Source organism: Streptomyces violaceus, assembly GCF_036014075.1.
Classification (GTDB): domain Bacteria; phylum Actinomycetota; class Actinomycetes; order Streptomycetales; family Streptomycetaceae; genus Streptomyces; species Streptomyces violaceus.
On the sequence record NZ_CP107911.1, the window covers coordinates 8,896,103 to 8,918,193 of the forward strand.

General features: G+C 68.9%; 21 protein-coding genes. 17 read left to right on the plus strand and 4 right to left on the minus strand.

The features are described 5' to 3' along the window. Positions 1-55: 55 nt before the first annotated feature. From OG542_RS40060 to mpaM, 4 genes are read left to right on the plus strand one after another with little or no spacing between them, the layout of a single operon-like run. Positions 56-1,534 carry a tryptophan 7-halogenase gene (locus tag OG542_RS40060; RefSeq protein WP_408057839.1) on the plus strand — a complete coding sequence of 493 codons (1,479 nt, stop codon included), beginning with the start codon at positions 56-58 and terminating at the stop codon, positions 1,532-1,534. Between the two features lie 15 nt (positions 1,535-1,549). Next, the gene (locus OG542_RS40065; RefSeq protein ID WP_328407040.1) at positions 1,550-2,815 is read left to right on the plus strand and encodes a glycosyltransferase; all 1,266 of its coding nucleotides are present in this window, start codon (positions 1,550-1,552) and stop codon (positions 2,813-2,815) included. Between the two features lie 5 nt (positions 2,816-2,820). Then, the gene (locus tag OG542_RS40070) at positions 2,821-3,657 is read left to right on the plus strand and encodes a PIG-L deacetylase family protein (protein ID WP_328407038.1); all 837 of its coding nucleotides are present in this window, start codon (positions 2,821-2,823) and stop codon (positions 3,655-3,657) included. After that, positions 3,654-4,475 (plus strand): daptide-type RiPP biosynthesis methyltransferase, encoded by an 822-nt coding sequence (mpaM, locus tag OG542_RS40075; RefSeq protein WP_328407036.1) that lies wholly within the window; start codon positions 3,654-3,656, stop codon positions 4,473-4,475. Before OG542_RS40070 ends, mpaM begins: the two co-directional genes overlap by 4 nt. 15 nt (positions 4,476-4,490) lie before the next feature. Here mpaM and OG542_RS40080 read toward each other — a convergent pair whose 3' ends face one another. Next, positions 4,491-5,744, minus strand: a complete 1,254-nt coding sequence (locus tag OG542_RS40080) for an aminotransferase-like domain-containing protein (protein WP_328407034.1) — start codon at positions 5,742-5,744, stop codon at positions 4,491-4,493. A 205-nt stretch (positions 5,745-5,949) separates the two neighbouring features. Here OG542_RS40080 and OG542_RS40085 point away from each other — a divergent pair, with 205 nt between their 5' ends. The 10 genes from OG542_RS40085 to OG542_RS40130 all read left to right on the plus strand — a co-directional run bounded on the left by OG542_RS40085 (position 5,950) and on the right by OG542_RS40130 (position 18,029). Then, entirely contained in the window at positions 5,950-6,771 is an 822-nt protein-coding gene (locus OG542_RS40085; protein WP_328407031.1) for an alpha/beta fold hydrolase, read from the plus strand. A 94-nt stretch (positions 6,772-6,865) separates the two neighbouring features. Beyond that, positions 6,866-8,602, plus strand: a complete 1,737-nt coding sequence (locus OG542_RS40090; protein ID WP_328407029.1) for an amino acid adenylation domain-containing protein — start codon at positions 6,866-6,868, stop codon at positions 8,600-8,602. Between the two features lie 13 nt (positions 8,603-8,615). Continuing rightward, entirely contained in the window at positions 8,616-9,812 is a 1,197-nt protein-coding gene (locus OG542_RS40095) for a cytochrome P450 (RefSeq protein WP_328407027.1), read from the plus strand. 117 nt (positions 9,813-9,929) lie between these two features. Continuing rightward, positions 9,930-11,000 (plus strand): 4-hydroxyphenylpyruvate dioxygenase, encoded by a 1,071-nt coding sequence (gene hppD / locus OG542_RS40100; protein ID WP_408057698.1) that lies wholly within the window; start codon positions 9,930-9,932, stop codon positions 10,998-11,000. Further along, positions 10,997-12,073: an alpha-hydroxy acid oxidase gene (locus tag OG542_RS40105; RefSeq protein ID WP_328407025.1), complete on the plus strand. Its 1,077-nt coding sequence runs from the start codon at positions 10,997-10,999 to the stop codon at positions 12,071-12,073. The genes hppD and OG542_RS40105 overlap by 4 nt, the downstream gene beginning before the upstream one ends. Before the next feature lie 137 nt (positions 12,074-12,210). Continuing rightward, positions 12,211-13,311: a 3,5-dihydroxyphenylacetyl-CoA synthase DpgA gene (gene dpgA, locus OG542_RS40110; protein WP_328407023.1), complete on the plus strand. Its 1,101-nt coding sequence runs from the start codon at positions 12,211-12,213 to the stop codon at positions 13,309-13,311. After that, the gene (dpgB, locus tag OG542_RS40115) at positions 13,308-13,979 is read left to right on the plus strand and encodes an enoyl-CoA-hydratase DpgB (protein ID WP_328407021.1); all 672 of its coding nucleotides are present in this window, start codon (positions 13,308-13,310) and stop codon (positions 13,977-13,979) included. Before dpgA ends, dpgB begins: the two co-directional genes overlap by 4 nt. Next, positions 13,976-15,274: a (3,5-dihydroxyphenyl)acetyl-CoA 1,2-dioxygenase DpgC gene (gene dpgC / locus OG542_RS40120; RefSeq protein WP_328407019.1), complete on the plus strand. Its 1,299-nt coding sequence runs from the start codon at positions 13,976-13,978 to the stop codon at positions 15,272-15,274. The genes dpgB and dpgC overlap by 4 nt, the downstream gene beginning before the upstream one ends. A gap of 114 nt (positions 15,275-15,388) precedes the next feature. Further along, positions 15,389-16,720 carry a cation:proton antiporter gene (locus OG542_RS40125; protein ID WP_328407017.1) on the plus strand — a complete coding sequence of 444 codons (1,332 nt, stop codon included), beginning with the start codon at positions 15,389-15,391 and terminating at the stop codon, positions 16,718-16,720. A 169-nt stretch (positions 16,721-16,889) separates the two neighbouring features. Further along, entirely contained in the window at positions 16,890-18,029 is a 1,140-nt protein-coding gene (locus OG542_RS40130; RefSeq protein WP_408057697.1) for a lipid II:glycine glycyltransferase FemX, read from the plus strand. Positions 18,030-18,042: 13 nt separating this feature from the next. Here OG542_RS40130 and OG542_RS40135 read toward each other — a convergent pair whose 3' ends face one another. Further along, positions 18,043-18,132: a glutamate ligase domain-containing protein gene (locus OG542_RS40135; protein WP_328407013.1), complete on the minus strand. Its 90-nt coding sequence runs from the start codon at positions 18,130-18,132 to the stop codon at positions 18,043-18,045. A gap of 383 nt (positions 18,133-18,515) precedes the next feature. Between OG542_RS40135 and OG542_RS40140 the strand changes: the two genes are divergently transcribed. The 3 genes from OG542_RS40140 (at position 18,516) to OG542_RS40835 (ending at position 20,225) form a co-directional block, all read left to right on the plus strand. Next, a complete protein-coding gene (locus tag OG542_RS40140; RefSeq protein WP_328407011.1) occupies positions 18,516-18,806 on the plus strand; it encodes a hypothetical protein in 291 nt (96 codons plus the stop codon). Further along, on the plus strand, positions 18,800-19,723 hold the full coding sequence (locus OG542_RS40145; RefSeq protein WP_328407009.1) for a Mur ligase family protein: 924 nt from the start codon (positions 18,800-18,802) through the stop codon (positions 19,721-19,723). Before OG542_RS40140 ends, OG542_RS40145 begins: the two co-directional genes overlap by 7 nt. A gap of 241 nt (positions 19,724-19,964) precedes the next feature. Further along, positions 19,965-20,225, plus strand: a complete 261-nt coding sequence (locus OG542_RS40835) for a GNAT family N-acetyltransferase (protein ID WP_408057838.1) — start codon at positions 19,965-19,967, stop codon at positions 20,223-20,225. Positions 20,226-20,308: 83 nt separating this feature from the next. Here the strand turns inward: OG542_RS40835 and OG542_RS40150 are convergent, their stop codons facing one another. Both OG542_RS40150 and OG542_RS40155 read right to left on the minus strand, forming a co-directional pair. Beyond that, entirely contained in the window at positions 20,309-20,506 is a 198-nt protein-coding gene (locus OG542_RS40150) for a ferredoxin (RefSeq protein WP_328417669.1), read from the minus strand. Between the two features lie 207 nt (positions 20,507-20,713). After that, positions 20,714-21,490, minus strand: a complete 777-nt coding sequence (locus OG542_RS40155) for a thioesterase II family protein (RefSeq protein ID WP_328407007.1) — start codon at positions 21,488-21,490, stop codon at positions 20,714-20,716. Positions 21,491-22,091 lie beyond the last annotated feature (601 nt).

Genomic DNA, 22,091 nt, shown 5'->3' on the forward strand with positions numbered 1-22,091 from the left:
GGCTTTGAGGATCAGCCGCAATAAATTGACCCGCAACAGAGGAAACGGTGGCGAGATGTCGGTCGAAGAATTCGATGTAGTGGTGGCCGGCGGCGGGCCGGGTGGTTCGACCGTGGCCACATTTGTGGCCATGCAGGGCCATCGGGTGCTGCTGCTGGAGAAGGAGAACTTCCCCCGGTACCAGATCGGTGAGTCGTTGCTGCCCGCCACGGTGCACGGCGTGTGCCGGATGCTCGGCGTCGCGGACGAACTGGCCGGTGCCGGGTTCCCGGTGAAGCGGGGCGGCACGTTCCGCTGGGGCGCTCGCCCGGAGCCGTGGACGTTCCACTTCGGCCTCTCCGCCCGGATGGCCGGCTCGACGTCGTACGCCTATCAGGTCGAGCGGGCGCGATTCGACGAGATTCTGCTGAACAACGCCAGACGCAAGGGCGTGGTCGTGCGGGAGGGGTGCGCGGTCACCGACGTCATGGAAGACGGCGATCGTGTCACCGGTCTGCGTTACACCGATCCCGACGGCAGTGAGCGTGCGGTGTCGGCGCGCTTCGTGGTCGATGCGTCGGGCAACAAGAGCCGGCTGTACGGGAACGTCGGCGGCGCGCGGAACTATTCGGAGTTCTTCCGCAGCCTGGCGCTGTTCGGCTACTTCGAAGGCGGTAAGCGGCTGCCCGAGCCGGTCTCGGGCAACATCCTGAGCGTGGCCTTCGAAAGCGGCTGGTTCTGGTACATCCCGCTGAGCGACACGCTGACCAGCGTCGGCGCGGTCGTGCGCAGGGAGGACGCCGAGAAGGTCCAGGGAGACCGGGAGAAGGCGCTCAACTCCTTGATCGCCGAGTGCCCGATGATCTCGGAATACCTGTCGGACGCGACCCGGGTGACGACCGGCACGTACGGGGAACTGCGGATCCGCAAGGACTACTCGTACCAGCAGACGCACTTCTGGCGGCCGGGGATGGTCCTGGTCGGCGACGCCGCGTGCTTCGTGGACCCGGTGTTCTCCTCCGGGGTGCATCTGGCGACCTACAGCGGGCTGCTCGCGGCCCGGTCGATCAACAGCGTCCTCGCGGGCGAGCTGGACGAGAAGACGGTACTGACCGAGTTCGAGGCCCGGTACCGCCGCGAATACCAGGTGTTCTACGAGTTCCTCATGTCGTTCTACCAAATGAACGTGAACGAGGACTCGTACTTCTGGCAGGCCAAGAAGGTAACGAACAGTCAGAGCAACACCGGCATCGAGTCGTTCGTGGAACTGATCGGTGGGGTGTCGTCCGGTGAGACGGCGCTCACGACGGCGGACAGGATAGTCGAGCGCAGCGCCGAGTTCGCCGCGGCCGTGGACCAGATGGCAGGCGGCGACCAGGAAAACATGGTGCCGATGTTCAAGTCACAGGTGGTCAGGCAGGCGATGCAGGAGGCAGGCCAGGTCCAGATGAAGGCGCTGCTCGGCGAGGACGCCGAGCCCGAGCTGCCGCTGTTCCCCGGCGGCCTCGTGACCTCGCCCGACGGGATGAAATGGCTGCCTCATCAGCCGGCCTGAAACAGGGGGTGCGACATGCGCGTATTGCTGACGACGTATGGCAGCCGCGGAGATGTCGAACCGCTGGCGGCACTGGCGGCGGGGTTGCGGGAGCTCGGCGCGCAGGCGCGGGTGTGCGCACCGCCGGACTGCGCGGAGCGGCTGGCCGAGGTCGGTGTGGAGCATGTGCCGGTCGGCCCGTCGGCGCGCGCGCCGAGACACGGAACCGCGCCGCCGACGCCCGAGGACATGCTCAGGTTCTCGGCCGAGGCGATCGCCACGCAGTTCGACCAGCTCCCGGCAGCCGCCGAGGGGTGTGACGCGGTGGTGACGACCGGTTTGCTGCCCGTCGCGATCGGGGTGCGGTCGGTGGCCGAGCAGCTGGGCATCCCCTACATCTATGCCTTCCACTGCCCGGTCTACGTGCCGTCGCCGTACTACCCGCCGCCGCCGCCCCTCGGCGAGCCGCCCGCACGGGACGTGACCGACATCGGGGCGCTGTGGGACCGGAACAACCAAAGCGCCTATCAGCGGTACGGCGGCCCGCTCAACGACAGGCGGGGCGCGCTCGGCCTGTCACCCGTCAAGGACATCTTCAGGTTCGGCTACACCGATCATCCCTGGATGGCGGCGGACGCGGTCCTGGCCCCGCTGCAGCCGACGGACCTGGACGCCGTGCAGACCGGCGCGTGGATCCTGCCGGACGAACGGCCCCTTTCGACAGAGCTGGAGGCGTTCTTGAGTGCCGGGTCACCGCCGGTGTACGTGGGCTTCGGCAGCCTGCGCGCGCCGGCGGACGCCGTCCGGGTGGCCGTGGAAGCGGTCCGTGCCCATGGCCGCCGGGTGATCCTCTCCCGCGGCTGGGCCGATCTGATCCTGCCCGACGACCGGGCGGACTGCTGCACCGTCGGGGAGGTGAACCAGCAGGTGCTGTTCGGCCGGGTGGCCGCCGTCATCCACCACGGCGGCGCGGGCACGACGCACGTGGCCGCGCGGGCAGGCGCCCCCCAAGTCGTGGTCCCCCAGATCGCGGACCAGCCGTACTACGCCGGCCGGGTGGCCGAGCTGGGCATCGGGGTGGCACATGACGGTCCGGCCCCGACGTTCGACTCCCTGTCGGCCGCGCTCGGCACAGCCCTTGCCCCGGGAACCCGCGCGCGAGCGACGGCCGTGGCGGGCACGATCCGCGGCGACGGGACACGGGTGGCCGCGGAGCTGCTGCTCGATGCGGCTGGCCGGGAACCACACCGGCCCGTCCAGTCCTCACTCGTTGCGACGCGGCAAACGCCGTTCATAGATTGACTGCCATGTTTCGAGGCTCCGACCGGACCCGACTACTGGTGATATCCCCTCATCTGGACGATGCGGTCCTGTCCTTCGGGGCCGGCCTCGCCCAAGCGGTGCAGGACAGTGCACAGGTGACCGTCTTCACGGTATTCGCCGGCACCCCCTCACCTCCCTACTCCCCGGCGGCGCAGCGATTGCACGGAATCTGGGGCATCTCGCCGGATCACGACGCATCGCTGCACCGCCGGAAAGAAGACATCGCCGCGCTCGACCACCTGGGGGTCGGCCACCGGCACGGCCGGTTCCTTGATGCCATTTATCGCAAGTCGCCCGATGGCCAATGGCTGGCCGACAACGTGCCGGGCCGGCAGAAGGTGGCCATCAGAAGGCGACCGTCACAGGGCGATGCGGCTCTGTTCTCCGCGGTGAAGGCCGACATCGAGTCGGCTGTCGACGCGTGTGCTCCGAGGCTGATCGTCACCTGCGCGGCCGCCAACGGCCATATCGACAGCGAGATCGCACGGGACGCCGCGCTGTTCACGGCGCACGAGCACGGCATTCCGGTGCGCCTGTGGGAAGACCTTCCGCACGCGATCTTCGGGCTGGACCCCGTCGAGCTGCCGAGGGGCTTTCGTCTCGGTCCTCCCGATTTCAGCTCCGTCGAGACGCAGGCGCGGACGCGGAAATTCGAGGCCCTGAGGCGCTACGCCTCTCAGATGCCGATGCTCAACGGGCCCGACAAGGACTTGTTCGCCCAGCTGGAGAAGCATGCGCGGGAGAGCTCGCCCCACGGCGGATACGGCGAAAGAACCTGGGCTGTCGTCCGACCAATGTCGACCAGGAGGTTGGCCTCATGAGTAATCAGCTGGAACATGGCCCGGTTCGGACGACTCGCGCGGACGCTTTGCTGGCCTGCGTGGGTGAGCGAGGTGTGCTGCGCAGCTTCTACGACGACGACGCCGGGTCCGATCTGATGCAGGATGCGGACGGCGTCTCGGAGGCACAGGAGATGGGCGCCCGCATCCGCTCCGCGTCCGGACCGGTCCTCGAACTCGCTGCCGGAACGGGCCGACTGACCTTCCCCTTGCTGGCGCTCGGGTTCGAGGTGACCGCACTGGAGCTGTCGACCGCGATGGTCGCCGCCCTTCGGCGGCAGCTGGAGGACGAGCCGGCAGATCTTCGGGACCGGTGCACCGTGGTGCAAGGAGACATGAGCGCCTTCGTGCTGGGCCGGCGCTTTGGGGCCGTGGTCATCAGCTACGGCTCGATCAGTCTCCTGGAGGACGCCGACAGGCGTGGCTTGTACGCGTCGGTTCGTGAGCACCTCGAGCCCGGCGGGACATTCCTGATCAGCATGGCCGATACGGGCGGGTCGCAGTCGCTCGAGCGCGATCAGGAGCTGTCAGGTCGCAGCGGCCGACGGTACGTGTTGCACGTGCGGCGGTCGCCGGCGGAAGCGATCCAGGACATCACCGTCTACCCCGCCGATGATGCGTCGGACCCCTTCGTCGTCTGCACGAGTCGCCTGCGGCTCCTGGAGCCGGATCAGGTGGTACGGGAACTGGAACAGGCCGGATTCGACGTGAGGGAGCCGGCTTCGTTCAGGTCCGCCGGGGGCAGCGGCCGCCATGACGCCTTGTTGCTGCAGGCGTCCTTGCGGAGCGATCCCTCATGACTCTCCGGACCCGGATCAGGGGAGGCGCGCGGTGATGAGTGCGGCGAGCCGGGAGACGGCCTCCTCGATGAGCTCCGGTGTGAGCAGGCTGATCGAGAGCCGGAGTTGATTGAACCCGTCCTTGCCGCCGTAGAAGTGGTGCATCGGCGTGAACAGGACGCCGTAGTCGCTGGCGGCGTGTTTCAGCAACGCGTCGTCGACGACGAAGGGCACGGTGACGGTGACGAAGAAACCGCCCTTCGGCGCGTTCCAGCCGACCCCGGGGCAGCCGTCGAGCCTGCGGGCGAGCTCGCCCAGCGTGTGCTGGAGGTTGCGTTGGTAGATGGCGATTTCCCTGGCGTTGGCCTTGACCAGACTGAAGTCGTTGAGCAGGAGCTTTCCGGCGATCACCGCTTGCGCGACGGGCGAGGTGTTCACCGTGAGCATGCCCTTGAGCTTCGAGAGCTGGTCGGCGAGCAGGCCGCCCCCGGCCACGTGCTGATCGGCCACGACGTAACCGACCCGGGCGCCGGGCATGCCGGTTTTGGCGAAGGAGCCGATGTGGACCACGGTCCCCGACCGGTCGAGCGCCTTCAGCGTAGGAAGGCGCTCGGACCCGAAGACCCCGTACGCGTTGTCCTCCAGAAGCAGGATGCCGCCCGCCTCGGCGACCTCCAGGAGCCGGTGGCGGGCGGGCACGTCCATGCTGGTGCCCGTCGGGTTGGCGAAGTCGGGCGTCACGTAGCAGGCCCGGACGCGCTTGCCCTGCTCGTTGGCGCGTTTCAGCTGGAGGGCGAGGTCCTCGGGGTCGATGCCGTTCTCGGTGGACCGGACAGGCCATACCGGGGTGTCGGTCAGCAGTGCGGCCCCGGTCAGGCCGACGTAGGTGGGGGCGGGGGCGAGCAGCACGTCCCGCTCGTCCGCCCGCAGCGCGCGGAGAACCAGGAACATGGCCTCCTGCGCGCCCACGGTGACGACCACGGACTCGGGGTCGGCGTCGACGTTCTCGTCCACGGCGAGGTTGCGGGCGATGAGATCGGTGATGACGCCCTTCGTGGTGCCGTACTGGAAGAGCGTGCGGGTGACCTCCGCCTCGGTCAGCCTCCGATCATTGTGGAGGTGGTCGCAGTAGGCGTCGATGTACTCGTGGATGAGACGGACGTCGAAGAACTCTTCGTACGGGCGACCCGCCGCCATGGAAATGGCCACGGGATATTCGCCGACCAGCTCATTGAGCAGGTTCATCGACGAGATAGCCGGATCGGTGAGCGAGCCGTGCAGAGTTTCCATGCTCAAGCGCGTGGACAGACCGTATGAATTCATGAATGCCAGGGTTTTTCATAGGCGGTCGAGGTGTCAAGTCGACGGCCGTGGACGCATGTCTCCGGCGCGTCCGAAATTGTGGATGTCTATGGCCGCTCTTCCAGATGCTCGATATTCGAAGGTACGGTCACACATATGCCACAGCATCTGGTGGGGGAGGACCGGCATGTTAATGACAACGGAGAGCGGAATTCGGTTGTCCTACCACGACCACGGAAATGCTTCGCCCGTCCTGTTGCTGACCGGCACCGGGGCGCCGAGTTCGGTGTGGGACCTGCACCAGGTGCCCGCGCTCCGCTCCGCCGGATTCCGGGTGATCACCATGGACAACCGCGGGATCCCGCCCAGCGACGACGGCGCGGACGGGTTCACCATCGACGACCTCGTCGCGGACGTGGCCGCCCTGATCGAGCACCTCGGAGTGGCGCCGTGCCGCGTGGTCGGCACCTCGATGGGCTCGTACATTGCGCAGGAGCTGGCACTTGCCCGCCCCGAACTGCTGGACTCGGCCGTGCTGATGGCGGCCTGCGGCAGGAGCAGTCTCGTCCAGCGGTTGCTGGCCGAGGCCGAGGCGGAGCTGATCGAACGCGGTACGGAGCTGCCGCGGAGGTACCTCGCCGCCGTCCGCGCCATGCACAATCTGGGGCCCGCGACGCTCACCGACGACGACCTCACCGCCGACTGGCTCGACCTGCTCGAGGCGTCAGGTACGGGGGGCCCGGGGATCCGGGCCCAACTGCTGCTGAGCGCTTTGCCCGACCGCATCCAGGCCTACCGCGCGATCAAGGTGCCCTGCCACGTCGTCTCGTTCGAGCACGACCTCGTGACGCCGCCGGCAGCCGGACGGGAGCTGGCCGCCGCGATACCCGGCGCGACGCACCGCACGATCCCCGGGTGCGGGCACTTCGGCTACTTGGAGAACCCGGAAGCGGTGAATCGCGAGCTGATCCGGTTCCTGCGCGCCGAGCCCGCGCGATGGGAGGAGACCGCATGACACCCCTTGAGTCAGCCCGCGACAGTCAGCCGGGCCGTGCCGGACGCCCCGTCGACACGAGCGCCGAGGCGCCCGGAGCCGCGAAGGAGCAGGTATGACCGGCGCGATCGTGCCGCCGTCCACGGCGCCCGCACTGTTCGAGGCGACCGCCGCGGCGCAGCCGGACCGGCCGGCGGTGGTGATGGGTGACACCACACTGACCTACGCCGAGCTGAACGGGGAGGCCAACCTCGTCGCGCGTCGCCTCGTCGAGCACGGGGCCGGCCCGGAACGGCTGGTCGCAACGGTGATGCCGCGGTCGATCGAGTTCGTCATCGCGGTCCTGGCCGTGCACAAGGCCGGTGCCGCATACGTGCCCGTCAACCCGGACTATCCGGAGGAACGCAGGCGGCAGATGCTTGACGACGCGTCAGCGCACTGCGTGCTGTCCCTGCCAGGGCAGGATGTGGCCGGCGCCCCCGCCGCCCTGAGCGTGGAACGGGAGCCGTCCCGGTCCGAGCCGGACCTGGCCGACCACGACCGGCTCGGCGCCTTGCTTCCCGACCACCCCGCGTACGTCATCTACACCTCGGGCTCGACCGGACGGCCGAAAGGCGTGCTGGTCACACATCGCGGGATCCCGAACCTGGCCGCCGACTACGTGCGCCGCCAGCGGCTGCTGCCGGACAGCAGGTTGCTGGCGTTCGCGTCACCCAGCTTCGACGCCTCTGTCGCCGAGTTCTGGCCGACCTGGCTGGCCGGCGGCTGCCTGGTGCTGGCTCCTGCGGCGGACCTGGTCCCGGGTGAACCGCTCGCCCGGCTGGTGCGCGACCAGAGCATCACCCACATCACCTTGCCGCCGTCGGCGCTGGCGCCGCTGGAGGAAGCCGGCGGCCTGCCCGCAGGGCTGACCCTCCTGGTCGCGGGCGAGGCGTGCCCGGCACCGGTCGCGAAACGCTGGGCCACCGACCGCGTGATGATCAACGCGTACGGCCCGACCGAGGCCACGGTCGCGGTGACCGCGAGCGAGCCACTGACCGGCGACGGAACGCCGCCGATCGGCAGGCCGATCACCGGCGTCCGCACGTACGTCCTGGACGACCGGCTACGAGCCGTCCCGGACGGGGACGTGGGCGAGCTGTACATGAGCGGCCCCGGCCTCGCCCGCGGCTACCTGAACCGGCCGGCGCAGACCGCGCAGCGGTTCCTGCCGGATCCGTTCGGCACTCCGGGCGACCGTATGTACCGCACCGGCGACCGGGTGCGGGCGCGCTCGGACGGTCAGCTCGTCTTCGTCGGCCGCGCCGACGGCCAGCTGAAAATCCGTGGTCACCGGATCGAGCCGGGCGAGGTCGAGGCCGCCCTGCTCGAAGTGGACACGGTGGCCCAGGCGGTGGTGACTGAGCACGAAAACAGGCTGGTCGCCTACGTGGTCGGCACGGCGGGCACGCCGGTTCCGACCGAACACCTCCTGGCACAGCTGCGCGGACGGTTGCCCTCCTACCTGGTACCCGACGTGGTCGTCGCCCTGCCGCGTCTGCCGACATCGCCGAACGGCAAGGTCGACCGAGCCGCCCTGCCCGACCCCGAGGACGCCGGACGCGCGACATCGGGGCGAGCGCCGAGTACCCCCACGGAGATCCACCTGGCCACGTTGTTCGCCGAAGTGCTCGGCGTCAGCAGCGTCGGCGTCGAGGACAGCTTCTTCGAGGTCGGCGGCCACTCGCTGCTCGCGACTCGGCTGGTGGCCCGCATCCGCGAGAGCCTGCACGTCCGGCTGCGGGTGCAGGCCTTCTTCAACGCGCCGACCGTGGCACAGCTCGCCAAGGTGCTCGACGGCGCACCGACGTGACCTGGAGACCCTCATGCGCACGAAGACCGCCGACAAGACCGATCTCGGCAACCCCGACCTGTACACGACGCTCGACCGGCACGCCCGCTGGCGGGCACTCGCGGCGCAGGACGCGATGGTGTGGAGCGATCCGGGCAGTTCACCCACCGGCTTCTGGTCCGTGTTCTCGCACCGCGCGTGTGCCGCGGTCCTCGCGCCCTCCGCACCGTTCACCTCCGAGTACGGGATGATGATCGGCTTCGACCGCGACCATCCGGACACCTCGGGCGGCCGGATGATGGTGGTCTCCGAACGGGAGCGGCACCGCAGGCTGCGCAGGCTGGTCGGACCGCTACTCTCCAGAGCGGCCGCGCAGGAGCTGGCGGAGCGGGTGCGGACCGAGGTGCGCCGCGTGCTCGACCAGGCGCTCGACGGCGGCGTGTGCGACGTGGCCCCGGCGATCGGCTCACGCATTCCAGCCGCGGTCGTGTGCGACATCCTCGGCGTACCGACCGGGGACCAGGACATGCTCATAGAGCTGACCAACCACGCGTTCGGCGGTGCGGACGAATTGTTCGACGGGATGACGCCGCGTCAGGCCCACACCGAGATCCTCGTCTACTTCTACGAGTTGATCACCGAGCGCCGTGAGCGCCCCGGTGCCGACCTCGTCAGCACGCTGATGGCCGATGACAGCCTCACCCTCGACGATGTCCTGCTCAACTGCGACAACGTACTGATCGGCGGCAACGAGACCACCCGGCACGCGATCACCGGCGCGGTGCACGCGCTCGCCACGGTGCCCGGCCTGCTGACCGGCCTGCGCGACGGGAGCGCGGACGTCGGCACTGTCGTGGAGGAGGTGCTGCGCTGGACCTCGCCGGCGATGCACGTGCTCCGGGTGACGACCAGCGAGGTCACGATCAACGGCCGTCACCTGCCGCCGGGCGCACCGGTGGTCGCGTGGCTGCCCGCCGCGAACAGGGACCCCGCCGAGTTCGACGACCCCGACGCGTTCCACCCCGGGCGAAAGCCCAATCGGCACATCACGTTCGGCCACGGGGTGCATCACTGCCTCGGTTCCGCACTCGCCCGAATTGAACTGTCGGTCGTACTGCGCACACTGGCCGAGCGGGTCTCGCGGGTGGAATTGGTGCAGGAGCCCACCTGGTTGCGCGCGATCGCCGTGCAGGGGTACCGGGAACTCCCGGTGCGGTTCACAGGGCGCTGACCCGGAGCCGGTATCCATGACGCCTGTGCCGAGGAGGCGTCAATTTGACACCGTTGATGCGAAATTGCCTCGCAGTCATGCTGTGAATAGGCATCTATCCGTTTCTTGGAGGAAGTCTTGAGCGCTGTGCAGAATTTCGAGATCGAGTATGTGGAGATATATGTCGGGAATCTGGAGGAGGCCGCGTTCGGCTGGGTGGATCAATACGCTTTCGCCGTCGCCGGTACGAGCCGCTCGGCGGACCACCGGAGCGTCACGCTGAGCCAGGGACCGATCAAGCTGGTTCTCACCGAGCCGACGTCGGATCGTCATCCGGCGACGGCCTACCTCCAGACGCACGGCGACGGTGTGGCCGACGTCGCGCTGCGTACGTCGGACGCGGCCGCCGCTTTCGAGGCTGCCGTGCGGGGCGGGGCCGTCGCTGTCCGGGAACCGGCGCGGCGCAGCGCAGCGGAGCCGCACGGACCGGCCGTCACGGCCGCCATCCTCGGTTTCGGGGATGTGGTGCACACCTTGGTCCAGAGGGACGAAACTCCCGCCCCGCCGCACGCGAACGGCCATCGCGGGGGCGACGTGGACCTGCTGGGGATCGATCACTTCGCGGTCTGTCTGAGCGGGGGCGACCTCGGCCCCACGGTGCGGTTCTACGAGCGGGCACTGGGGTTCCGGCAGATATTCGAGGAGCACATCGTGGTCGGTGCCCAGGCGATGAACTCCACCGTCGTGCAGAGCGCGTCGGGAGCGATCACCCTCACGTTGATCGAGCCCGATGAGAGCGCCGACCCGGGCCAGATCGACGACTTCCTCAAGGAGCACCACGGGGCTGGTGTCCAGCACATCGCATTCACCAGCGACGACGCGGTCCGCTCGGTCCAGGCGCTGTCCCGGCGCGGGGTGGAGTTCCTGAAGACGCCGGCGACCTACTACGACATGCTCGGTGAACGGATCGCGCTGGATACGCACAAACTGGATGATCTGCGGACGACGAACGTGCTCGCCGACGAGGATCACGGCGGCCAGATGTTCCAGATCTTCACCGCCTCCGTTCATCCTCGGCGGACGATCTTCTTCGAGATCATCGAGAGGCAGGGGGCGGAGACCTTCGGCAGCTCCAACATCAAGGCCCTGTACGAGGCCGTGGAGCTGGAACGGACCGGACAGAGCGATCCCGGCGCCGTTCGACGATGACGTACCTTCGCCTGGAGGAGCTCGAACGTGCCGCCCGGGACGTCCTGCCCCGCCACACCTGGGACTTTCTCGCCGGGGGCAGCGGCGCCGAGGCATCTCTGGTGGCCAACCGCACCGCGCTCGAGCGGATCTTCGTGGTGCCCCGGATGCTGCGTGACCTGATCGAGAGCAGCACGGAGTCCGAGGTCCTCTGCCACAACGCCGCATTGCCGCTGGCGGTCGCGCCCATCGCGTACCAGCGGTTGTTCCATCCCGAGGGCGAGCTCGCGGCGGCCCGCGCGGCCCGGGACGCCGGTGTGCCGTACACCATCTGCACCATGAGCAGCGTGCCGCTGGAGGAGATCGCGGCCGTCGGCGGCCGGCCGTGGTTCCAGCTGTACTGGCTGCGTGACCAGAAACGATCTCTGGATCTGGTGCGCAGGGCGGAGGACTCCGGCTGTGAGGCGATCGTGTTCACCGTCGATGTGCCGTGGATGGGACGGCGGTTGCGCGACATGCGCAACGGCTTCGCACTGCCGGAGTGGGTGACGGCTGCCAACTTCGAGGCATCCGCGGCCGCGCACCGCCGAGTTCCGGGCGTCTCGGCCGTGGCCGACCACACCGCGCGCGAGTTCGCCCCGGCCAACTGGGACTCCGTGGCGGCGGTGTGCGCACGCACGAACCTGCCGGTGGTGCTCAAAGGGATTCTCGCTGTCGAGGACGCCCGCCGTGCCGTCGAGACCGGTGTCAGCGGCATCGTGGTGTCCAACCACGGAGGCCGTCAGCTGGACGGTGCCGTGCCCGGGATCGAGGTGCTGGGCGAGATCGCCGCAGCGGTCGCCGACGGCTGTCACGTGCTGCTGGACGGGGGAATCCGGAGCGGCACGGACATCCTCAAGGCCGTCGCCCTCGGTGCGTCGGCCGTGCTGATCGGACGGCCCCTGATGTGGGGGCTGGCCACGGCGGGCCAGGACGGCGTCCGACAGGTGCTCGAACTGCTCGCCGCCGAGCTCCGGGACGCACTGGGCCTGGCGGGCTGCGACTCGGTGCACGCGGCCGGACGGCTGAGCACGAGGAGACCCCGGTACGGCTGATGCTCCGCGGAAGGGGCCCGGCGTCACAAGCACCCTCCACCTACGCACGACGAAACACGAAAGGTGAGATCAATGACCGCGTCACAGATAAAGCCGGTGTTGCGCAGCAAGCTCAGGACTTGGGGCTGGATGTACCGATGACTACCACTGTCGCGCCGGTTGCGGACCCTTCCGTCCTCACCGGACTCACCGAGATCACCAGATTCGCAGGTGTCGGGACCGCCGTGTCCGACACGTCCTACTCGCAAGCCGAACTGCTCGACATCCTCGACATCGAGGACCCCAGGGTCCGATCGGTCTTCCTGAACAGCGCGATCGAACGGCGCTTTCTCACGCTGCCGCAGGAAGGCCCCGATGGAGTGCGCGTACCGGAACCCCAGGGCGATCTCCTGGACAAACACAAGAAGATCGCTGTCGACATGGGATGCCGGGCGCTCGAGGCCTGCCTGAAGTCGGCGGGAGCGACGCTCTCGGACCTGCGTCACCTGTGCTGCGTCACCTCGACCGGCTACCTGACTCCCGGCCTGAGCGCATTGATCATCCGTGAACTCGGTATAGACCCGCATTGCAGCCGTTCGGACATCGTGGGCATGGGATGCAATGCGGGTCTGAACGCGCTCAACGTGGTCGCGGGCTGGTCCGCGGCGCACCCGGGTGAGCTCGGCGTCGTCCTGTGCAGCGAGGCGTGTTCCGCCGCGTACGCCCTGGACGGCACGATGCGGACCGCGGTGGTCAACAGCCTGTTCGGCGACGGATCCGCCGCCCTCGCTGTCGTCTCCGGTGACGGGCGGGCACCCGGCCCACGCATGCTGAAGTCCGCGAGCTACCTCATCACCGACGCGATCGACGCGATGCGCTACGAATGGGACCGGGACCAGGACCGGTTCAGCTTCTTCCTCGATCCGCAGATTCCCTACGTGGTCGGTGCGCACGCCGAGATCGTCGTCGACAGGCTGCTGTCCGGTACGGGGCTGCGCCGCAGCGACATCAGCCATTGGCTGGTGCACTCCGGTGGCAAGAAGGTGATCGACGCCGTCGTGGTCAACCTCGGCCTGAGCCGGTACGACGTCCGGCACACCACCGGTGTGCTCCGCGATTACGGAAATCTCTCCAGCGGCTCCTTCCTCTTCTCCTACGAGCGACTCGCCGAGGAGGACATCGCCCGGCCCGGCGACTACGCAGTGCTGATGACCATGGGGCCCGGCTCCTCGATCGAAACGGCGCTGATCCAGTGGTGACGCGCGGGGAAACGGATGGCGAACTGATGCTGCGCCTGGACGGCACCCGGCCCCTGTCGGCCGCCTCGGTCGAGGAGATGGACGACCTCTGCGACCGCGCCGAGGACCATCGGGAATCCGGCCCGGTCACCCTCCACGTCACGGGTGTCCCGCCGGCCGACTGGTGGACGGAGCTGACCGTCGGCCTGCTCTCCAAATGGGAACGGGTGGTGCGCCGGTTCGAACGGCTCGGCCGCCTCACGGTCGTGGTGGCGTCGGGCGACTGCGCCGGAACGGCCCTGGACGTCCTCCTCGCCGCCGACGTCCGGATCGTCGCTCCTGACACCAGGTTGCTGCTCTCCTGGGCAGGGGATGCCACCTGGCCGGGGATGACCGTGCACCGGCTCACCCAGCAGGCCGGTGCGGCGGGCATCCGGCGGGCCGTGCTGCTCGGGGCCCCGATCGAGACGGACCGCGCGCTCGCGCTCAACCTGATCGACGAGGTGACCGAGGACCCGGCGACGACGCTGGCCCACCTGGCCGAGGCGGCCGGTGCCGTGGACGGCACGGAGGTGGCGATGCGCAGGCAGCTGATTTTCGAAGCCGGCTCGACGGCCTTCGAGGACGCGCTCGGCAGGCACCTCGCCGCCTGCGACCGCACCCTGCGCCGCACGGGACCGTCCGCATGACGATCGCGAGCAAACTCCCGAGCGGTCTCACCGCCGCCGCGGAGGCGCTGCACAAGGCGGCCGAGCAGGTCGACGACCTGCTCGCCGCCCTGCCCGAGCCGACGCGACGGCACCCCGGCCGGCGGGCCGAGGCCGCCGCCGCCCAGGACGAGGTGCGCCGATTGCGCTCCCGGTTCCTGGCCGAGCACGTCGAGGAGGTGTACGCCCGGATCACCGGCGGCCGCAGTCTGCGCATCGAAGCCCTGGTCGCGCAGGCCGCCGAAGTCTTCCCCGGCCTGGTCCCGACGGCGGCACAGCTCGCGGACGAGCGGTCGCGGACCCAGGCGGACAAAGAAGGCCGGGAGATCGACCAGGGCATCTTCCTGCGGGCGGTGCTCGGCTCACCCGTCACGGGCCCACACTTGGTCGACGCGATGCTCCGGCCGACCGCGCGGGCGCTCGCACTGCTCCCGGATTTCCGGCGGACCGGCCTCCTGCAGACCGAGGCCGTCCGGCTGGAGCGGCGCGACGGCGTCGCCCACCTGACGATGTGCCGCGGCGACCGCCTCAACGCCGAGGACGAGCAACAGGTCGAGGACATGGAGACCGCGGTCGACCTGGCCCTGCTGGACGACGACGTCAAGGTCGGGTTCGTGCGCGGCGGCGAGATGACCCACCCGCGCTACCGGGGCAGGCGCGTGTTCAGCGCCGGAATCAACCTCAAGTACCTGTCATCGGGTGACATTCCGCTCGTCGGGTTCCTGCTCCGCCGGGAGCTCGGCTACATCAACAAGATCGTTCGCGGGCTGCGCCTGGACGACGGTGACTGGCGGCCGCCGTACGCGGCCAAGCCGTGGGCGGCCGCCGTCGACGCGTTCGCGATCGGCGGCGGCACCCAGCTGCTGCTCGTCTTCGACCATGTGCTGGCCGCGTCCGACGCCTTCCTCAGCCTGCCCGCCGCCAAGGAGGGCATCATCCCGGGCGTCGCGAACCTCCGCCTCACCCGTTCGGTCGGCCCGCGCGCCGCCCGGCAGGTGATCCTCGGCGGCCGACGGCTGTGGGCGAGCGAACCGGACGCCCGTCTCATCGTCGACGAGGTCGCCGAACCGGCCGACCTGGACGCCGCGATCGAACGGGCCCTGGAACGGCTGGGCGGGGAAGCGGTACTCGTCAACCGTCGGATGCTGAACCTGTCCGACGAGCCGCCCGAGGAGTTCCGCCGCTACATGGCGGAGTTCGCGCTCCAGCAGGCGCTGCGGCTGTACGGCGCCGACGTCATCGACAAGGTGGGCCGGTTCGCCGCGAGGCGAACATGAACCACATCCGGTACGCCGAGAAGGACCATGCCACCCACGTCACCCGCGACCGCCGCTGCCTGGTCCCTCACTGACGACAGCCTTCGGCACCCGACTCAAGGAGGCCCCATTCCCATGCAGGACCACGTGTCCTTGGCCGCGAGCGACACCAACCTCGAACTGGCGCTCGACGTGCTTCCCGCACTGGCGGTCATCCTGCTGACAGCGGCCGTGGCCGGCCGGCTCGCGGCCATGCTCGGACAGCCGCGGGTACTCGGCGAGATCGTGGGCGGCATCATGCTGGGCCCGACACTGTTCGGCTGGCTGGCGCCCGATCTTCAGGCGGATGTCTTCCCGGCGGACGCACGGCCGGTGCTGTACGTCCTGAGCACCATCGGGCTGACGCTCTACATGTTCCTCGTCGGTGCCGGTCTCGAGCCCGGCCGCCACGAGTCCGACCGCAAGCACCACCCGGCGGTCCTAGCCGTCTCCGGGTTCCTGCCCTCCCTCGTCCTCGGCGGTCTCGTCGGCCTGCTGATGTGGGACGACCTCTCGCGCGAGGATGTCGGCCGGTGGGAGTTCGCCCTCTTCGTGGGCGGGGCATTGTCCCTCACCGCGCTCCCCATGCTGGCCCGAATGCTGTACGAGCGGGGTCTGCAGAACTCCCGCCTGGGGCGGCTGTCCCTGGTCGCCGCCTCCATCGACGACGCGGCGGCCTGGTGCTTCCTGGCCGTGCTGACGGCCGTGCACACCGGTGCCGGGGCCGCCGACGCGCTGCCCATGATCGGCTACAGCCTCCTGTTCACCGCTGTGATGCTGTTCGGAGTGAACCGGCTGTTGCGGCCGCTGGCGCGGCACGTCAGCCCGCAGGGCACGTTGAGCCCCGGCGTGATGTACGTCGTCGTCATCGTCCCACTCGCCTGCGGATACCTCACCGACCTGATCGGCATCTACTCCGTCTTCGGCGGATTCATCGCCGGCCTGGCCATGCCCCGTGACCCGCGGTTCCGCCAGGCGCTGCACAGCCGGATGATGGACACCGTCTCCACGCTGCTGCTGCCCGTCTTCTTCTGCCTGTCCGGTCTCACCACCGACCTGCGGGGCATCTCGGCCGACAGCCTGCTGTTCGGCGTCGCCGTGTTGCTGGCGGGATTCGCGGGCAAGTACTTCGGCAGCACCCTGGCCATGAGGACGCTCTGCTTCAGCTGGCGCGAGGCCTTCGCCGTGGGAGGACTGATGAACGCCCGCGGCATGATGATCCTCATCTTCATCAACATCGGCTTGGCGCAGGGCCTGATCACCAAGCCGGTGTTCTCCGTTCTCGTCGTGGTCGCCGTTGTCACGAGCGCCGCGGCCCTGCCGCTGTACCGCCGGGCGCTCCCGAAGCGCCTGGAGACGCAACTCGGCAGCGGAGCGCCCCTCCCGGCGCCGGCACCCCGCTCCCTGGCGACAACCGACATGCGCTGATCTGCAAGTACCCGCCGGAGTTCCGGACCAACACGGTTGAGTGGGGCGATAGTTCGGAGAAGGCGGTCGCTGCCGTGACATATCGTCGGCGTATCGAGAATCGCATACGCCCGGGCAACACTCCGCTACATTGACTGGCGCCATGTCCTACAACCCTTCCAGCGAACCAATGCGAACTGCAGCCGGGAATCTTGTCGTCAGGCCGATCAGCGCCGTCGAGCATCTGGTGTTCGTGCGGGCCCAGCGGTCGGTCAGCTTTCTGCAGACCCCGGCGTGGGCCCGCGTCAAGACCGAGTGGCGCAGCGAGTCCCTCGGCTGGTTCGACGGCCGGCGCCTGGTCGGTGCCGGACTCGTCCTGCACCGCCCGGTGCCGCGGCTCGACCGTTTCACGCTGGCGTATCTGCCCGAGGGCCCGGTCATCGACTGGAGCGGTGACATCGGTGCGTGGCTCGATCCGCTGGCGGCGTATCTCAAGGAGCACGGGGCGTTCGCGATCCGGCTCGGCCCGCCGGTGGTCACGGACACCTGGAGCGCCGCCCAGGTCAAGGAGGGTATCGCCGGCCCGGACATCCGGCGGCTGACCGACCTGCCGGGACAGTGGAGCGACCCGGTCGGCGCCCGCGTGAGCAGCAGGCTGAAGGACGCGGGCTGGCTGCCGCAGAACCCGTTGGACGGGTTCGGGGTCGGGCATCCGCAGTTCAAGTACGAGGTCCCGCTGGCAGGCAGGACCGAGGACGAGCTGCTCAGGGGCATGAACCAGCAGTGGCGCCGCAACATCAAGAAGGCGGCCAAGGAGGGCGTCGAGGTCACGGTCGGCGACGGGGGCCCGCAAGACCTGAAGGCGTTTCACGACCTCTACGTGCACACCGCCAAGCGTGACCACTTCGCACCCCGGCCGCTGCGCTACTTCGAGACCATGTTCGCGGCGCTGAGCGCCGAGGACCCCGAGCGGATCACGCTCTACCTGGCCCACCATCAGGGCGACTTGGTCGCCTCCACCATCCTGGTCCGCGTAGGCGCCCACGCGGTGTACGCCTACGGTGCCTCCGCCACCGCGAAGCGCGAGGTGCGCGGCTCCAACGCCTGCCAGTGGGCGATGATCCGCGACGCGCTCGCCGCCGGCTGCGATGTCTACGACCTGCGCGGTATCACGCCGACGCTGGACGGGCAGGACCCGCACGTCGGCCTCGTCCAGTTCAAAGTCGGCACCGGCGGCCAGGCGGTGCGCTACGTCGGTGAGTGGGACCTGCCGCTGCGGCCGGTGGTCTACCGGGTCTTCGACCTCTATATGAAACGGCGCGGAGGCTGAACCGCACAGCCCACTACGCGAGCGCGGCGCGGATCGAGTCGGGGTTGGCGTTGTAGGAGTCGTTGAGCAGCGTCGCCCCGCGGGCGAGGTGGCGCAGCTCCATCCGCCACTTCGACAGCGAGACCGTGCCAACGCCGCTGGGTGAGCACCGAACCGTCGGTGAGCGCGCGCATGGCGACCACCCGGGGACCCTCGCGTCGAAGATGCCTTCGACGACATCCAGCCGCAGCAACTCATCGAGCGGACAAAGGGCTGTCGCCGAACAGCAGCGTGCCCGGAACTGCTCATTCTGGAGCAGGGGCGCTACGGACTCTCCGGCAACGCGTCTTTGTGGACGCCCTGGTATCCGGAATACGCCGCCACCCTTCACGGCACCAAACAGCGCAACCACGGAACGTGACCAATGCGCTCGCGGGACGCACGGCGTGCGCCCAATGTGAATGGCTCCACGGTCGTGTACTCCATAGCCTGCGAAGGTGAACCCGCGTGGATTTTGATCGGCAACGACACAGGTGGCCGGAAGGCTTCCTCGCCGCCGTCCGGCAGGGAGAGTTCGACACCGACGGCGCGGAGCGGCCCTTCCCGCTGCCGGACTACTTCACCCTCCTGTGCGTGCGGCCGGCGAAGGCCGGCGGCATGTTGAGGCTCGTTCCGGTGGACCGCCTCCGGGCTCTCCTTGCCGACCGGCCCGACGCGCTTGCGGTGCTGGAACAGGACTTCCACTTCGACCGACGGGGTGACCAGGCGCCGGGGGAGTCGGCCTCGGCGTCGTGCTGAACGTCGGTGACGCCCATCTCGGCAGGTTCGGCTCCCAGGACGCCATCGCCGCCGCCAAGCGCGAACTCGTGGAGGCACTGCCGCACGCATCCGCCGGCGGGGTCGCCGTTCTCAACGCCGACGACCCGCGCGTCGCCGCCATGACGCACCGGACCTCGGCCCGAGTCGTGCTGACCGGACGCACCGCCGGCGCACACGTTCGCGCCACCGGCATCGAGCCCGACAGCCAATCAAGACCGCGGTTCACCACGCGGCTCGACCTGCCCGGCATCAGTGGTTCCGCGCGAGTCGCCCTGCCGACGCGCGGTGAGCACCAGATCGACAACGCGCTGGCCGCCGCGGCAGTCGCGCTGGAGTTCGGTGCCACGCACGACGAGGTCATCGCGGGTCTGCACAACGACCGCTCGACGCCCCCGCACCGGATGGCGGTCCATCGGACGCCGGAGGGGGGCACCGTGATCGACGACGCGCGCAACGTGAGCTCGGGATCGGTGCGGGCTGCCCTGCGCACCCTGGCCGCGATGGCCATGGCCGTCGATGCACGAAAGTGGGCGCTGCTCGGGACGGCACACGAACCCGGCTTCTCCGGAGACGCCAGGCATGACAGCTGGGGACGGCTCGCCGCGCAGTCCGCCGACCAGATCGTGGTGATCGGCGAGGACGCCCGGCAGATCCATGAAGCCGCGGCGAGAACCGCAAGCAAGGACACCCGTACCGAACTGGTGCCGGACGTCGAAGCCGCGACGGCGCTCTTGCGTAACGAACTGCGCGCCGACGACGTCGTGCTTCTCAAGGCATCCCGGAAAGCCGCACTCTGGCGGATAGCCGACGCGCTCCTTCCCGCCGAGACCCCCAGCACGGGATGGACAGCGACTTCGATGTCGTGGCGCCTGGCGGCAGTCCGGGTCCCCTGGTGACGGGGCCGACGAGGACCGCCGGACGGTCGCAGTGCCGCGACCTGGACCGGGCTGACGACGTGACAGTCACCGTACGCCGAGCCACTCTCCCGGATGCCGACCAGATCGCCGGTCTGCTGTGCCAACTCGGGTACCCCAGTACGGCACCGGACGTCGAAAAGCGCCTCACCTTTTGGTTCGACGATCCGTTCAGCGCTGTCCTGGCGGCTGAGCACAGTGGACGCGTCGTCGGCTCCTTTCCCTGCACGCCGTCCCGTACCTCGAGAAAACCGGGCGCTGGGCCCGCATCGAGAGCCTCGTCGTCGACGCGGCGGCCCGCCGCACAGGAGCGGGCAGCCGGCTGACCAGCGCCGCCGAGGAACTGGCGTGGCAATGCGACTGCTCCGCCGTCGAAGTGACGACCCTGCGCTCACGGCTCGATGCCAATGCCTTCTACCAGCACCACGGATACGACGACCGCTGCACGCTTTCCGCCCGCTATTGGAAGGACCTCCCGGGCTGAGCCGCCGGTGCGCAGGGGCAGCCGGCCCAGGCGCCGGACAGGATCTCCTTTGTGGCCCGACCGGTGGAGGGTCTCGGCGGCGGTCACGACTCCGCGAGCCGGATCGCTTGCGCGGGGCACATCGTGGCCGACTCGCCCACGGCGTCGTGAAGTTCGTACGGCGGAGTGTCATCGAGGAGGACAACGCTGCCGTCCTCCTCACGCTGGTCGAAGACGTCGGGGGCGAGCATCACGCACTGGCCCGAAGCAACACAGCTGGGAACGTCGACTTCAACACGCATCATTGTTCTCCCTGCTTCTCTGTTTGGGGCGGACTCCTGCCTGGAACGCCGGCGGCAGCGAAACATGGAGTCGGATCGTTTCGGACGGGCTGTGGGAGTGCGCAAAGCCGTTGATCCAGCCGTCGAGCATGCGACCGCAGGGCGGCGGCCCGCCGGATACGCCTGCAAAGACACTGCTCGCCGCGAGCTGGTGTCCCCGAAGATGATTCATCGGTTCAGTCCCGCGCACAGGTCGCTCAACTCCCGTGACAGCAGTCCGATCACCTCACGACTGCGGTCGACGACAAAGAAGTGCCCCCCCGGAAACACTTCCACGTCGGTCTGCCCAGTTGTGTGTTCCGCCCAAGCGCGTGCCTCGTCGACCGACACCTGCGGGTCGCTGTCGCCGTGCAGCACGGTCACCGGGCAGTCGAGTACCTGACCCGGGTCGTGCCGGTACCCCGCGACGGCATGGTAGTCGCTGCGGATCGCCGGAAGGATCATCGCCAGCATCTCCGGGTCGTCCAAAATCGCCTGGCTGGTGCCGCTCAGCGCCTGGATCGAAGCCACGACCTCGTCATCGGACGCCCGATGGATCCGTCCGTCTCGAAAGCAGGACGGGGCCTGCCGACCGGAGACAAAGAGCCGAGCCGGCGGCGGAAGACCGCTCCGCTGCAGACGAAGCGCTACCTCATACGCGAGCACAGCACCCATGCTGTGCCCGAACAGCGCCAGCGGCCGGTCATCGATGCTGAGCCGTAGCGCGCCGAAGATCTCATCCGCCAATTCTGAAAGGTTGTCGATCGGCGGCACATCGAGCCGATTCTGACGACCGGGGTACTGGATCGCCAGTACCTCCACCGCGGGTGCGAGAGCCTTGGAAACCGGAAAGAAGAAGCTTGCCGACCCGCCGGCGTGCGGCAGGCATACGAGCCGCACTGGACTGTCCGGCGCCGGATGGAAACTGCTGATCCAGTCCCCCGAACTCGAAGCTGTTTCAAGCATGCCAATAGACCCCCTCCAACGGGCGCGCCCCTATACGAAATCGAATCCGCCCAGCGTTGCACAGAAGACGCCACGGGTCGACGGGGTGCCAGCGGTGCCCCAGACCTAGAATGCCCCCGCATCGAATAGCGCACGCACTCCGCAAGTCAACTGGCCTGACCTGCGGAGGGTCGGCCAGAAACCCGCAGTTGGACGTGGCCGCGACGACGGCGACCCAGGTTAAGTTGTCCCTGCGCTCACACGCCGAAAGGCGCGCAACATGAAGGAAGACGCTCCGCCCGGGTAGAAGCGCTGGGATTCAGCCGCGGAGATCCCAACGACGTACCCCCATTCCGTCAGAGCGCCTGCGCCCCATGTGGGAGAGGTAACCCACAACCCACGGCAGCGCCCCGCGCGGTAACCGAACCAGTTCCCACCCCAGACTGCCCCGGCCGGTGTTCCCCCGCCCGGCCGGGGCTTTCCTCAAGGCCACGCAGATCAGCAGCGTGATCAACGGGATCCTGGCCGGGCATGCACGGCCCGAGGTCGTCCGGCGATGGCAGGTCCGGCATCTCCGCCAGCGACAGACTGCGACCATCCGCCTGGTCGAAGTCGCTGAACG